Origin of the sequence: Exiguobacterium sp. MH3 (genome assembly GCF_000496635.1) — a bacterium.
In the GTDB taxonomy this organism is placed as follows: domain Bacteria; phylum Bacillota; class Bacilli; order Exiguobacteriales; family Exiguobacteriaceae; genus Exiguobacterium_A; species Exiguobacterium_A indicum.
In genome coordinates, this window is record NC_022794.1 from 3,005,022 (window position 1) to 3,017,225 (window position 12,204).

General features: G+C 45.9%; 13 protein-coding genes. 5 read left to right on the forward strand and 8 right to left on the reverse strand.

The genetic code is table 11. The annotated features are described in order from the left end of the window. Nucleotides 1-3: 3 nt before the first annotated feature. Genes U719_RS15595 through U719_RS15605 form a run of 3 tightly spaced genes read right to left on the reverse strand, consistent with a single transcriptional unit; the run spans nt 4 to nt 1,780 of the window. Nucleotides 4-582 carry a hypothetical protein gene (locus tag U719_RS15595; RefSeq protein ID WP_023469743.1) on the reverse strand — a complete coding sequence of 193 codons (579 nt, stop codon included), beginning with the start codon at nt 580-582 and terminating at the stop codon, nt 4-6. Continuing rightward, the gene (locus U719_RS15600) at nt 570-1,460 is read right to left on the reverse strand and encodes an FAD:protein FMN transferase (protein ID WP_023469744.1); all 891 of its coding nucleotides are present in this window, start codon (nt 1,458-1,460) and stop codon (nt 570-572) included. Before U719_RS15600 ends, U719_RS15595 begins: the two co-directional genes overlap by 13 nt. Nucleotides 1,461-1,471: 11 nt before the next feature. Further along, complete coding sequence (locus U719_RS15605) at nt 1,472-1,780, reverse strand: hypothetical protein (protein ID WP_023469745.1); 309 nt, start codon at nt 1,778-1,780, stop codon at nt 1,472-1,474. Between the two features lie 101 nt (nt 1,781-1,881). Here U719_RS15605 and U719_RS15610 point away from each other — a divergent pair, with 101 nt between their 5' ends. The 3 genes from U719_RS15610 to U719_RS15620 all read left to right on the forward strand — a co-directional run bounded on the left by U719_RS15610 (nt 1,882) and on the right by U719_RS15620 (nt 4,214). Next, nucleotides 1,882-2,559, forward strand: coding sequence for a response regulator transcription factor (locus U719_RS15610; protein WP_023469746.1), 678 nt, complete (start codon nt 1,882-1,884; stop codon nt 2,557-2,559). Next, on the forward strand, nt 2,552-3,721 hold the full coding sequence (locus tag U719_RS15615) for a cell wall metabolism sensor histidine kinase WalK (protein ID WP_023469747.1): 1,170 nt from the start codon (nt 2,552-2,554) through the stop codon (nt 3,719-3,721). Before U719_RS15610 ends, U719_RS15615 begins: the two co-directional genes overlap by 8 nt. Before the next feature lie 79 nt (nt 3,722-3,800). Beyond that, nucleotides 3,801-4,214, forward strand: a complete 414-nt coding sequence (locus U719_RS15620; protein ID WP_023469748.1) for a DUF2231 domain-containing protein — start codon at nt 3,801-3,803, stop codon at nt 4,212-4,214. Nucleotides 4,215-4,280: 66 nt separating this feature from the next. Here U719_RS15620 and U719_RS15625 read toward each other — a convergent pair whose 3' ends face one another. From U719_RS15625 to U719_RS15645, 5 genes are all read right to left on the reverse strand, one after another. Next, complete coding sequence (locus U719_RS15625; RefSeq protein WP_023469749.1) at nt 4,281-5,513, reverse strand: DEAD/DEAH box helicase; 1,233 nt, start codon at nt 5,511-5,513, stop codon at nt 4,281-4,283. A 104-nt stretch (nt 5,514-5,617) separates the two neighbouring features. Then, nucleotides 5,618-5,917 carry a DUF3817 domain-containing protein gene (locus U719_RS15630; RefSeq protein WP_023469750.1) on the reverse strand — a complete coding sequence of 100 codons (300 nt, stop codon included), beginning with the start codon at nt 5,915-5,917 and terminating at the stop codon, nt 5,618-5,620. A 78-nt stretch (nt 5,918-5,995) separates the two neighbouring features. After that, complete coding sequence (locus U719_RS15635; RefSeq protein ID WP_023469751.1) at nt 5,996-6,961, reverse strand: ring-cleaving dioxygenase; 966 nt, start codon at nt 6,959-6,961, stop codon at nt 5,996-5,998. 119 nt (nt 6,962-7,080) lie between these two features. Further along, a complete protein-coding gene (locus tag U719_RS15640) occupies nt 7,081-7,281 on the reverse strand; it encodes a cold-shock protein (RefSeq protein ID WP_023469752.1) in 201 nt (66 codons plus the stop codon). 274 nt (nt 7,282-7,555) lie between these two features. Beyond that, nucleotides 7,556-9,946, reverse strand: a complete 2,391-nt coding sequence (locus U719_RS15645; protein ID WP_023469753.1) for an immune inhibitor A domain-containing protein — start codon at nt 9,944-9,946, stop codon at nt 7,556-7,558. 565 nt (nt 9,947-10,511) lie between these two features. Between U719_RS15645 and U719_RS15650 the strand changes: the two genes are divergently transcribed. Together U719_RS15650 and U719_RS15655 are read left to right on the forward strand one after the other, a co-directional pair. After that, nucleotides 10,512-11,690 carry an HD-GYP domain-containing protein gene (locus U719_RS15650; RefSeq protein ID WP_369792080.1) on the forward strand — a complete coding sequence of 393 codons (1,179 nt, stop codon included), beginning with the start codon at nt 10,512-10,514 and terminating at the stop codon, nt 11,688-11,690. A 19-nt stretch (nt 11,691-11,709) separates the two neighbouring features. Then, on the forward strand, nt 11,710-12,141 hold the full coding sequence (locus U719_RS15655) for a GyrI-like domain-containing protein (protein WP_023469755.1): 432 nt from the start codon (nt 11,710-11,712) through the stop codon (nt 12,139-12,141). The last annotated feature ends 63 nt before the right edge of the window (nt 12,142-12,204 follow it).

Here is a 12,204-nt window from a genome sequence, read left to right on the forward strand (position 1 = left end):
CGCTCAGCGTACGACTGAGCGCTCTTTTGCTGAAGTTCGAGTCCGTTGCACAGGACGGATTCGCATCCGATAAAGGACGAGCGTAAACATCGTCAGTGTTGAGACAGCGTACCAGATCGTCGTGAACAGGGTTCCGGTATCCGTACCGATGAAAAGACCATGTGCCGTCATTAATAGCCAAGCAGGTAAGACCAGCCAGTGTGTCAATTTCCAAAGCGTCTTGCCTAACGTCTCCATTAAGAAATCCGAAGTCACGAGAACGAATCCGAATAAGTAGAGACTGATCGTTCCTAGCGCATTCCAGAGTGGTTCATAAGAAGCTTGGCCCGGAATCAGGACTTCAAAGATCGTCAGTGGTGCGTATGAATCGACGATGATGAGCGTCGCATGAAGGACGATTGCGAGCAAACCTGCCCAGCCACTATATAAGTGCACGTGATGCAGTCGTGCTTTTTGTTTTTTGAGTGCCGGGTAGGAACCGAGCAATCCCGCTAAGACAGAAATCGTCATGAAGAAGTGCCCACTTAATCCACTCAACCGGATCATCGTCCATGTTGAGAACAACCATTTCATCCAGTCCATGTCTCACTCACTCCCTTCTGTTCACTTCGCCATTCCCCAGCAGTATCCAAAATCAATAATCGTCCTTTTGGAAACCAACGAAACAGCTTTTCTTGACGTTCTGTCTCTGTCATCTGAAAAGCAAGCTTCGTCATGACTTCCGCTTCATAGAGTTGTGGCGCAGATGCGGTCACTTGAAGAATCGGACTTTTCGTCGGACGTCCTGTTCGTCCATCCAATAAATGATGATGCGTCTGTCCGTCCGTCTTCCACGATCGATAGACACGGTTCGATGTCGCGACCGCGCCTTGTCGTAATTGCACATCAGCGACGCGTTGTTCGGTCTCGGGATGCGTGATCGTAATATTCCATGGTTCCTCATCGGACCAGACGATGACGTCGCCTCCCGCTTCAATCAATCCACGATTCCAGCTTTTTCGTAGTCGTTGCGCTGCAATCATCGCGGCAGCTCCTTTTCCGATGCCACCTAAGTCGATAAAACCGCCTCCGACTCGAGTCACGTCACATCCTTCAATGATGAATGGAGCGATTTCTGGTGGAGCAACCTCTTCATAAGCGACCGCTTGTGTGAAGGGAAATGATTGGCGATAGCCATTGGCTTGTTGTTGCGCCAGCAGGAATGGGGAAAAATAACGTTCGGTCTGCTCGAAGTATCGCGTGGCGCGGGCCAGTAAGCGGGCTAACGGTAAGGACACAGATAACGTGTCGCCGATCCGTAAGCGATTCAATCGACTGACTTCACTTTGCTTATCAAAGCGTGACCACTGCCGATCCACATAATGAAAGAATCGGACAAGTTCCTCCCATTCTGCTTCATCGATCGGCTGATCCGTCACGAACCGCACCTGATTATGCATCGCATACAATTGTCGCTCCATCTTCCTCCTCCTTACCTCGAATGGCTAGACTGACCGTCACTTGATCCACCGGGTTGACTGAAGCCAGACGATTCATCACCTTGCCATTGATCATCATCGTCATCTTCGTAATATCCATCATCCCCTTCGTATTCGCCTTCATCATCGCTATACTGATTCCCTTGAGATGGTAGCGTCGTATCGTTCGAATACGTATCGCCTGTCGAAACAGGTGTCGTAGAGGAATCGTTCGAGCTAACACTCAACTGACCAATCGCAAGTCCGATGAAGACGGAACTACTAAGCCCGACGAGCCATTTCGCAAATGGTTTTGGTTTCATCTGTTTCCTCTCCCTTCTTGTTACGTTTACTGTATCGAAAAAAACTGACAACTAACTGACGGCAACTATGGGATAATGAGAAAAAAAGAGGAGCGATGTGCATGCGCGTTTTGGTAGCAGAAGATGATCAGCGTCTTGCGAAGATGTTACGCCTCCATTTGGAGCGGGCAGGATATCAGGTAGATGTTGCGCAGGATGGAGTGGAAGCGCTCCTCCAATGTCAGACGTATCGCTATGACTTACTCGTTCTCGATTGGATGATGCCTCGCAAGAGTGGGGTCGAAGTCGCCGCTACCTTACGCCAAGAACAGTTCGAAGGTGGCATCTTGATGCTGACTGCTCGTGATACGGAAATTGATCTCGTTCATGGTCTCGATAGTGGAGCGGATGACTATCTCGTTAAACCGTTTCAATCGAATGAATTACTGGCACGTTTGCGCGCGCTCAGTCGTCGTCAACAAAAGGCATTCGTGTCGACGGTCTCCTTCAACGGACTAGTACTCGATCTATCGTCACAAACAATTTCCTATGAACATCATCCGATTGATTTAACACGACGTGAATTTGAATTCCTTTCCTTACTGTTAAGACGACCTGAACAGGTCATGAGTCGTGAATTAATCATCGAAGTCGTGTGGGGGATCGGTGCGGATATTACCGATAACGCGCTCGATGCGCTCGTCCGACTCGTTCGGAAAAAATTAGATGCGGTCGGTGCTCCTAATTTGATTCGGACAGTTCGCGGGTTCGGTTATCGTTTAGGTGATCCGCATGCTTGAATCGATTCGAAAACGACTGACCTTGTTATTCAGTGGCTCGTTCTTTCTTGTACTAGTCCTCATCCTGATCGGTGTGTATGTCACGAACGCCCAATTGCTGAATCGAATGGAATTGAATCAATTGAAGGGAGTATCTGATCGAGATATCTTCGAACGGATCGAGCACGGGGAAGATCAATTCATCCGAAATCCGATCTATTTCCAGTTACTCGACGGTTCAGGAAATGAACGCTATGCAAGTTTGCCGCCTGGCGTCGAGATGAAAACACTGCGCCGTTTTTTAAGCTCGAATGATACGACGAAACAAGTGGAATGGGATGATCGACACTTCTTACTGTATCAACGAAGTACCGAAGAAGGACGACTACTGCTAATGAAGGACATCTCTCCGACCGAAGATACCTTACAGCGATTGATTGCCGTTCTTGCGGGAATTGCCGTTCTCGCAACGATCGTTCTGACGCTAGTCGGATACATCCTTGCTGGTCGAGCCGTCATTCCGGTGCAACAAGCATTCGATCGCCAACGTCGTTTTACATCCGATGCTTCACATGAACTACGGACACCTCTGACAATCGTCTATAGCGGGATTGAATTGCTAGAAGCGGAATCACTTTCGAATGAAGGACGCACGATTCTAGAGGATATCAAAGCAGAAACGGCAGGGATGCAGTATTTAGTCTCTGATTTACTATTGCTTGCGCGAGAAGGACAACCTTCACCGAAACAAGAAGTTGACCTTAGTTCACTCGTTCAAAAGACCGTCGAACGTTTTCAGCATGCCTACTCGGATCGCGTCATCCACGCCTCGATAATGCCTGACTTACGCATGAAAGGGGATGCCCATCAATTGAACCGCTTATTGACGGTCTTTCTTGAGAATGCTCTTGTCTACAGCGATGACGTCATTGATGTCTCCCTCGAAAAAACTACTACAGAACGCCAGTTGACGATACAGGACCGCGGAATCGGTATCGCTTCCGATCAACAAGCTAAAATATTCGAACGTTTTTACCGGGGTGACCATTCGCGTCACGGAACAGGAACCGGTCTTGGGTTATCAATCGCTCAATCCATTGCAGAGCAACATGGCGGAACGATTTCCATTGATTCCACATTAGGTGAAGGTACACGGTTCATCATTCATTTCCCAACTCTTTAAAACGGTGTCAGTTAACTGTCAGATAAGCAGGGTAAAGTGAAATTATGCTTTACCATACTTATCCAAGGAGGTTTTTGATATGTTGGGGAACGTACCGCTTCATCCACTTCTTGTCCATGCACCGATTGCACTTTTATTATTTGCGACGATCCTATTACTCATCAGTCTGAAGTGGACACAATTCAAACTGTTTGCCCTTTTTACGTTAGTCGTCGGTCTGATTTCCGGAGTCGCTGCCTATTTGTCTGGAGACGGAGCAGAAGAGTATGCGGAAGCGAATTTAAGCAGCGTTACCCATGCTGCCATCGAAAATCATGAGCATTTTGCACTGTTCAGTCTCGTTGCCTTTGGTGTCTCGCTGTTATTTCTTTTGTTAGGTTACCGCTCGAACAAAAAAATGTTTTTATTACTCAGTTTCGTTGTTGCCATCGTCGGTAGCGGACTACTTGCTTATACTGGTCATCTCGGTGGTCAGATGGTCTACGCCAAATAAAACAAGAGCCGGTCTATTTTCTCTTTTGATAAGAGAAGTAGACCGGCTTTTTTATCTTGTTTCTGTTTATTTACGATGTGCACGTCCCGGGCGACGGTTATTCGAACGACGTGTGTTTCCACGTCCTTCTGTCGTCTTCCGTGATCCTTTACTTTGATCGTGCTGTGCGCGAATCGCTTCTTCAGACAATTCGACGACGATCGGCGTGACCGAGATGTTCAATTCCCGTTCCATATCACGGAACGTCCGACCATCTTTTGGTGTTACGATGGAAACGGCAATTCCGTCGTTCCCAGCACGTCCTGTCCGACCAATCCGGTGAACGTAGCTTTCCGCATCATCCGGTAAATCATAGTTAAAGACGTGTGTCACACCTGTCACATCAAGTCCACGCGAAGCGACATCTGTTGCGATCAGGAATTGTGTTTTTCCTTGATAGAACTTCGCCATCGCTTTTTCACGTTTCCCTTGCGTTAGTCCACCGTGCAATTCATCCGTCGGATACCCTTGCATCTGCATTTCTTCGTTCAATTTACTAACGCGACGTTGTGTACGGCAGAAAATAATGGCTGCGTACGGACGCATCTCGTCAAGCATCGTCCGCAGTGTCGCTTGCTTGCGGCGATCCGTTGTTTCGACGACGAACTGTTCGATCGCTTCAACAGTAATGCTTTCCGCCTCCACCTGTACTTCGACTGGATTACGCAAATACGTTTTCGCCAGTTCCTCTACTTTCGGTGGCATCGTTGCAGATAACATGACGAATTGACGATCAACCGGTGCTGCTTCGATGATGTCTTCAATTTCTGGCAAGAAACCGATTTGTAGCATTTGGTCCGCCTCATCCAAGACAAGCGTCCGTAATTCACTTAAATCAAGTGTACCGCGACCGACGTGGTCAAGAATTCGTCCTGGTGTCCCGATGATGATTTGTGGCATCCGACCGAGGCGTTGAATCTGTTTAAAGACGTCTTGTCCACCGTATACAGCAAGCGCACGGTACTGTTCCGTGTTCCGAATCAGTTTATGCGTCTCATCGGCAATTTGACGCGCAAGTTCGCGTGTCGGTGCGACGATCAATGCTTGTACTGTTTGTGATTCGACATCGATTTGCTCAAGGATTGGCAAGAGAAACGCTAATGTCTTCCCTGTTCCCGTTTGCGCTTGACCAATCAAGTCGCGTCCGTCGAGTAATGACGGAATCGCCTGTTCTTGAATCGGTGTTGGTTCCTTGATGCCTTGTTTTTGTAATTTTTTTATCCACAGGTCACTGATGTGTAATGTTTCAAATGTTGACATGATATATCCTCCTAAAAATTATCCACAGAAAAAAGCTGTGGATAACCTGCTTCGCATAGACAAAAACAGTTATCCACAGCCGTGCTCTATTCAGTATACACAATTTACGCGTTTGTTGCTTCCTGTTTTAGCTTCCAGTCGAGCACGAACGTACCAAACGGGATGAATGATGCGATGAACGCAATCCCCGCTTTGACGATCGACCAATCGTATTTGAATTTCACGACCGCGAGCCAGAGTGCATACATGACGAACAAGACACCGTGAAGTGCACCCACGACCGAAACAGCTTGCGGAATATCCGCCATATACTTCAACGGCATCGCAATCAACAGTAAGACTAAAAACGAGATTCCTTCTAGTATCGCAATCATTCGGAATTGCCCAAGCGTAGTTCTTAACATCCCGTCACTCCTTTTTCTTGATTCCTGTTCTTAGTATACGGGATGGACGATCCTTCTGTGACCTGTGTCACAGGATTGTCAGATTTCAAGTGGACGTAACCGCGCTTCGATGGCAGCTCGCTTTGGTTCAAGAAATGGTGGTAACGCAAGCGTCTCCCCTAACGTTTCAACCGACTCATCCGTCGCGAATCCCGGTGTATCTGTCGAGAGTTCGAATAAGATATGGTTCGGTTCCCGGAAGTAAAGAGCTTGGAAATAGTGACGATCGACTTTACCAGAGTTCGGTAAGTGATAGGCATTCAGGCGTTCGACCCACTTTTCATATTCATCACTGTTCGGTACTCGGAACGCGACGTGATGGACGCCACCACGACCAAGACGTTCTCGGTCGAGATCTGGACGTGCCTCGATATGAACCTCTGCTCCGATACCACCTTCTCCCGTTGCATAGACTTCAATCGGTGCAAAGTCACCTGCTAAAGATGGATAAGAACCTACTTTTCGGAATCCCATGACTTCCGTCAGTACACGGATCGTCAACGTCGGATCGTTGACCGTCAATGTGACGGCTCCTAGTCCAACGATTGCATGCTCCGATGGAATTTCTTCTTGCGGCCATGGTACACCACCTGTGACACCTACCTCACCATCTTCTGCGACGAGAATCAAACGTGTTCCTTCCTGATCACGAAAGGCGAGTGTTCGACGCCCTGCTCGCTCGACGATTTCATCGTGATCCACACCTTTCGCTTCAAAACGTTGTTTCCAAAAATGAAGTGCAGCCGTTGTTTTGACACGAAGCGATGTCGAAGAGATACTCGATGCCCCCGGTACGCCCGTTCCAAGATGCGGAATATCAAAAAACGTCAAGTCCGTTCCTGGATTCCCTTCCGCATCTCCATAAAACAAATGATACGATGTCGTGTCATCTTGATTGACAGTCTTTTTGATCAGACGCATGCCAAGTATTTGTGTGTAGAATTGATAATTGCGTTCCGCCATGCCTGTTAAGATCGATACATGATGAATTCCGAGTAATTCCATCTTCCTCACTCCTTGTCAATGATTTGGTAATTGGAGTATATCTCACATTTATCTTGAATTCAAGATATTAGTCTAATAAAAAACCGCCCCTCCGAAAAGGGACGATTGAATAGTTGAAATTAAAGTTTTACGACGTTAGCAGCTTGTGCTCCACGTGCGCCTTCAGTGATTTCGAACTCAACTTCTTGACCTTCGTCAAGAGTTTTGAAGCCTTCACCAGTGATTGCTGAGAAATGTACGAATACGTCTTCTCCGCCTTCAACTTCGATGAAACCGAAACCTTTTTCTGCGTTAAACCATTTTACTTTACCTGTGTTCATGGGAACAACCTCCAAAAATAAATTACTTAATACATATGCTGGGCATATGAAAAGAATTCATTATTGTCCCGAAATACATGGAGCAACGAAAAGATTGTTCGTGACACGATGTGAATCCGTAATGACAATAACAATATTAAGCTAACGTAAGTATAGAATGGATGCGCTTTAAAAGTCAAGTTGTCAGACCAATGTTTTTTCCAATTGATTCCACTTCTTCTACATAACTAAAACAAAAAACAGGTTCAGCCGAAACTGAACCTGTTCTTCTGTTTTAACGGTGGATCCAGACAGCTCCAGCAGAGTTATCTTTTGCTTCACCGATGACTTCAATCTTCAAACCATTGTTCGGGAGTAGTTTCCCTGCATCCGGAATCAACTGGTTGATATACGATTTCGAATCATCGAACTTTGTCACACCTGGGAGACCTTTATAATCGTATGTTCCACGTGATGGCGAATCAATCAACCATGCAGGTGCTTTATCAAAGCTAAACGCAGCATCTGCGATTTGGTAACGTGTGCTTCCTGTCGTGACCGGTTTACCATTGAGTGTTCCGACGATTGCTTCAGGATGTGAGTCAACGACTCCAAGGAATCCTTCACCTGGGTGAACACCTACCCAGTTATCGTCAAAGCTCGAATCACCGTACCAGACGACAAGCCCTGTGTTATACTTCACGCCGCGTGCATGCTCGAGTGCTTTATCCGAGCCTGCATAGTTACGCCATTCGAGGTAGTATGCGTTATCTGCGTAAGAGAAACCGTCTGATGCGACGAAACCGTCAAGCGTGAATTTCGGCGTACCTTCTGCATCATCTTCAAAGACGACTTTACCGTCAACCGTTAGCTTCGCGTTATCAAGTGCGAATCCATCTAGCGCAAGACCAGCGTCTCCGACGTAATCAAATTTCAATGTCACTTTTTTACCCGCGAATTCGCTGAGATCGTACGATTTATCTACCCATGCTCCTTTAGTAGAATCAGCGCGCTGATCTCCATCTGTATCTTCATCACCGATTGTATCGATGACTTTTGATTGTCCATCCGCCGTCGCTGTAACAGTCAAGAAGTCGTAGTTATATTCAATATCATACAATGCTTTGAAGTCGAACTTCGCTTCTTTCGCATTCGTCAAATCAAACTCCGGAGATGTCATGGATGTATGCAAGTCGTTCCCTTTTGTGCTGTAGTAATACTTTTTACCAAATGCCGGTGCGATGCCTTTTACCGGTTTTTTCGGTAAGTTGACTTTGATGATTCCTGGATTTTTCGATTTCGTGACGCTCTGATCGAGGTACGAAGCTGTTCCTAGCTTATCTAAGGAATCAAAATCAACTTGTTGGATATTCGCCCAGTTTCCACCCATCACATTTTGGAAGAACTCTTTGTTTTGTGGTGAGAAACTTGTTGGTTCTGTTCCGGCGATATTTCCGTTCCAGCTACCACCACTCATGATGGACCATGAAGCGACTGGTTCACCTTGACCCGTGTACTTCGTATCGTACTCATCAGGTAATCCAAGATCATGACCAAATTCGTGCGCGAAGACACCAACCGCACCATCTTCAGGCTGCACCGTGTAATCATAAGCAGCCATTTTTCCACCCCAGTAATCAACACTTGCTGTCGTATTTGCTACCGGATGAACACCATCTAACGTCCAGCGGTGTGACCAGATTGCATCGTCACCAAGAGTACCGCCACCTGCTTCTTGTCCCGTACCCGCATGAATGATCATCAAGTGATCGACGAGACCATCTGGTTCGTTCAAGTCACCGTCTCCATCCATATCGTACTGGTCGAACTTATCGTAATCTGCTAAGTTAATGCCGGCTTGGACAGCTGCCGCTAACGAATCCTTGACGAGACCACGTGGTCCTTTTGATCCCGGTAAGTTATCGTTTCCACCAGCAGGATTATCTGAACCGTAATCCTTCGCTGTACCAGGAACCGTCAACCAGTTCGATACCGTACCATCGACTGAATAACTACCACCTGATTGTTCTTCATAGTATTGTTTGAACGTCTTTACTTTGTCACCATTGAAAAGTTCGAATTCTTTATCACCAAACATTAAATCTTGGTAATGTTTTTGATTGAAGTCATCTGAGTACATATATCCAGGTTCTTGAACGACGTTGTTGTGCTTGAAGTCGCTGTACTCGACGAGGAGGACAAGGACTTTATCCGTCCGTGTTGCACCGTTATAGGCTGCCTGTTTCGCTTTATCTACTTTAACGAAGCCGTTTGGGTTGCCTTTTTTGTAGTTTCCGTGTTTTTTCTTCAATTGTTTAGCAAGTTTTTCCTTTTGCTTTGTTAAGAAGTCTTTTGTCTTCTTATCAAATGCTGCTTCTTTACTGGATTCATGATCATGATCGTGATCAGCAGCCGGTTTTCCGTTCGCCTTTTTGTCCAGATACTTTTGAACGGCTTGTTGTTTTGCTTCTGTTGAAGCTGCTTTTGAAATGACCCCACGTTTTTCAAGCACTTTTGCTAATCGATCCTGATCGACCGTGTTTAAATCCATCGGTGCACCAGGTGCTACTTTTTCGGCTGCTTGTACGGACGTTACCTGCCCACCAGGTAACACCGGACCAACAGCAAAAGCAGCTGCCGTAATTCCAGATAGAACGGCTAGGCTAAGCTGTTTCTTTTTCCCCACGTGAATTGACCCCCTATGTAGTAGTGAAAAGCATGTGATTACTATACTTTTCTGAATATTCAAATCATAGGTTATTTTATTTCGTTAATCAATCGCTTTTAAGATAATTAGTTCTTTTCGACCATACCTATTTTTTGGAATTTAAATTAATCAGTTATTTTAAAAATTACTCTCCTTTTTTGTAAAAATGACCGGATTTCTTCTTTTGTTTCACGGTACGCTGAAAACACTCTGATGATTACATAAGGAGGATACAATGAGCGCTATAAAACGTTTTGAACGTCATTTGCTTAGAAACTATTTAATTGGTTCATTTGTCGCTGTGTTCGGCGTCGGATGTCTATTTATTTTTGAGACACTGACTTTTACCGGGACAGAACAACTCATTCTAATTGGTATCATGTTTTTTTCTGTTAGTTTAATGGTTTTATTAGAATATCTCGTCTACTCAAGGCATGTTCGCTCTTTACGATACTTCTTTCAAACTGACTTTCCTTCGCTGTCTTCTTTTCAAAATGCTTATCGGACAGCGCATCGGTTTCCGGTTCTGACAGTTCAGCGAATCATGGGACCACACTTCTTAGGTCTCTCGGTTCCTTCGTCACTTTTAACGGCACTCGCGATCTCTCAAGGATGGTTACGAATGCCGTACTATTTGATCGGTCTCGCCTGTTTTGGTGCTGTCCTCGTCGCAATTCTCCACGCTTTGATCGAGTTTTTTCTGACTTATCGTGTCACGGAGCAGATGCTACTTACTTTAGAGAAACATGCTCTTGATCGCAGATTCGATGTTCCGAAAAAAACGACGGTTGTCACGTTAAGACACAAGATGCTCATCAGCACCTTGATCATCGGCGTTTTTCCGGTCATGCTGTTCGTTCTCGCCTCAGCTGTACAACTAACGGAAAATGAGAGCCTTCGTTCCTACTGGAGTTGGGCGACACTCATCTTAGTCGTCATCTTGTCCGTCGCGACGTTTTGTAGTCTTCTTCTTTATGAAAACATCCGAAAGCCGATTGCGATTCTCCAGCAAGGGATTCAAGATGTCGAAAATAATCGACTCATCTCGTTACCGAATCCCTATTCTGATGAATTTTCTCATCTCGTATCCGGCTTTAACCTGATGATGGAAGGAATCAAAAAACGCGATGAACAAAATGAGCAATTGCTCGATAGTCTGTTTACGTTATTTGCGGCAACACTCGATGCCCGGGATCCTTACACGGCCGGACACTCGCTTCGCGTTGCTGCCTATTCCGTCGAAATCGCTACTGCTGCAAACCTACCTCACGAACAAATCGAGTTGTTACGTAAATCAGCGCTATTACATGATATCGGAAAGATTGGGATTCGAGATGATGTGTTGTTGAAAGAAGGACGCTTGACTGACGAAGAATTTCAGATCATCCAACAACATCCTGTCATCGGTGTGCACATTCTATCGCAAGTTCAGCTCCCAAAGACGTTACAACCGATTCTTCCTGGGGTAAAGTACCATCACGAACGCTACGACGGAAAGGGGTATCCGGAAGGTCTCGTAGGAGAAGACATTCCACTGTTCGGTCGAATCATGGCCATTGCCGATGCCTACGATGCGATGACATCCGATCGTCCCTATCGTAAGGGAATGCCTGTTGAGAAAGCTTTATCTATCTTAGAAGAAGGCATGGGTACACAATGGGATGCTACCTTTACGCGTCTTTTTCTAGACTTGAAACGTTCGCTAATCAAAGACGTGTCATAAATACGGAAAGGAGATTCTCATGCATCCGAAAATCGTGGAACGTCATGAATTTTATTTTGTTGGTCTTGGACTGACTTGCGAAGAAAACGAACTGCATACGTTGATGCCGGAACTCTGGCGTGAATTTTCAAGACGTTCACATGAGATTCCTGCAAAGCCAGATAGCTATCCGCTTGATATCTCACTCGAACGAAATGGAACCAAATACTCCCAATGTGTCGGGTATCCCGTCTCCTCACTCGATGGCATCCCAAAAGGAATGAAAGGTCACCGGATTCCAGCTGCGCGTTATGTCTTCTGGAAGCACGAAGGACCGGATATCGAAATTTGGAAATCATTCGAGAAAATCCAACGCTTTGCTTCAAAGCAAGGAATCGAGCTTGATCCACATGATTTTAAAATTGATGAGACCCGAGATGACGTCCACCATCTCTACCAACGCATTCGCTGAACCATTCTCTTGAATGGTTCTTTTTTCGTCTTGAAATATCTTTTACAGTTAATAATTCAGTCC

Bases quoted from the DNA above. Each gene is read 5' to 3' on its own strand.
- U719_RS15620 (WP_023469748.1), top strand. From the start codon at position 3,801: ATGTTGGGGAACGTACCGCTTCATCCACTTCTTGTCCATGCACCGATT.
- U719_RS15650 (WP_369792080.1), top strand. From the start codon at position 10,512: ATGGGACCACACTTCTTAGGTCTCTCGGTTCCTTCGTCACTTTTAACG.
- U719_RS15615 (WP_023469747.1), top strand. From the start codon at position 2,552: ATGCTTGAATCGATTCGAAAACGACTGACCTTGTTATTCAGTGGCTCG.
- U719_RS15635 (WP_023469751.1), bottom strand. From the start codon at position 6,961: ATGGAATTACTCGGAATTCATCATGTATCGATCTTAACAGGCATGGCG.
- U719_RS15595 (WP_023469743.1), bottom strand. From the start codon at position 582: ATGGACTGGATGAAATGGTTGTTCTCAACATGGACGATGATCCGGTTG.
- U719_RS15605 (WP_023469745.1), bottom strand. From the start codon at position 1,780: ATGAAACCAAAACCATTTGCGAAATGGCTCGTCGGGCTTAGTAGTTCC.
- U719_RS15600 (WP_023469744.1), bottom strand. From the start codon at position 1,460: ATGGAGCGACAATTGTATGCGATGCATAATCAGGTGCGGTTCGTGACG.
- U719_RS15625 (WP_023469749.1), bottom strand. From the start codon at position 5,513: ATGTCAACATTTGAAACATTACACATCAGTGACCTGTGGATAAAAAAA.
- U719_RS15640 (WP_023469752.1), bottom strand. From the start codon at position 7,281: ATGAACACAGGTAAAGTAAAATGGTTTAACGCAGAAAAAGGTTTCGGT.
- U719_RS15655 (WP_023469755.1), top strand. From the start codon at position 11,710: ATGCATCCGAAAATCGTGGAACGTCATGAATTTTATTTTGTTGGTCTT.
- U719_RS15610 (WP_023469746.1), top strand. From the start codon at position 1,882: ATGCGCGTTTTGGTAGCAGAAGATGATCAGCGTCTTGCGAAGATGTTA.
- U719_RS15630 (WP_023469750.1), bottom strand. From the start codon at position 5,917: ATGTTAAGAACTACGCTTGGGCAATTCCGAATGATTGCGATACTAGAA.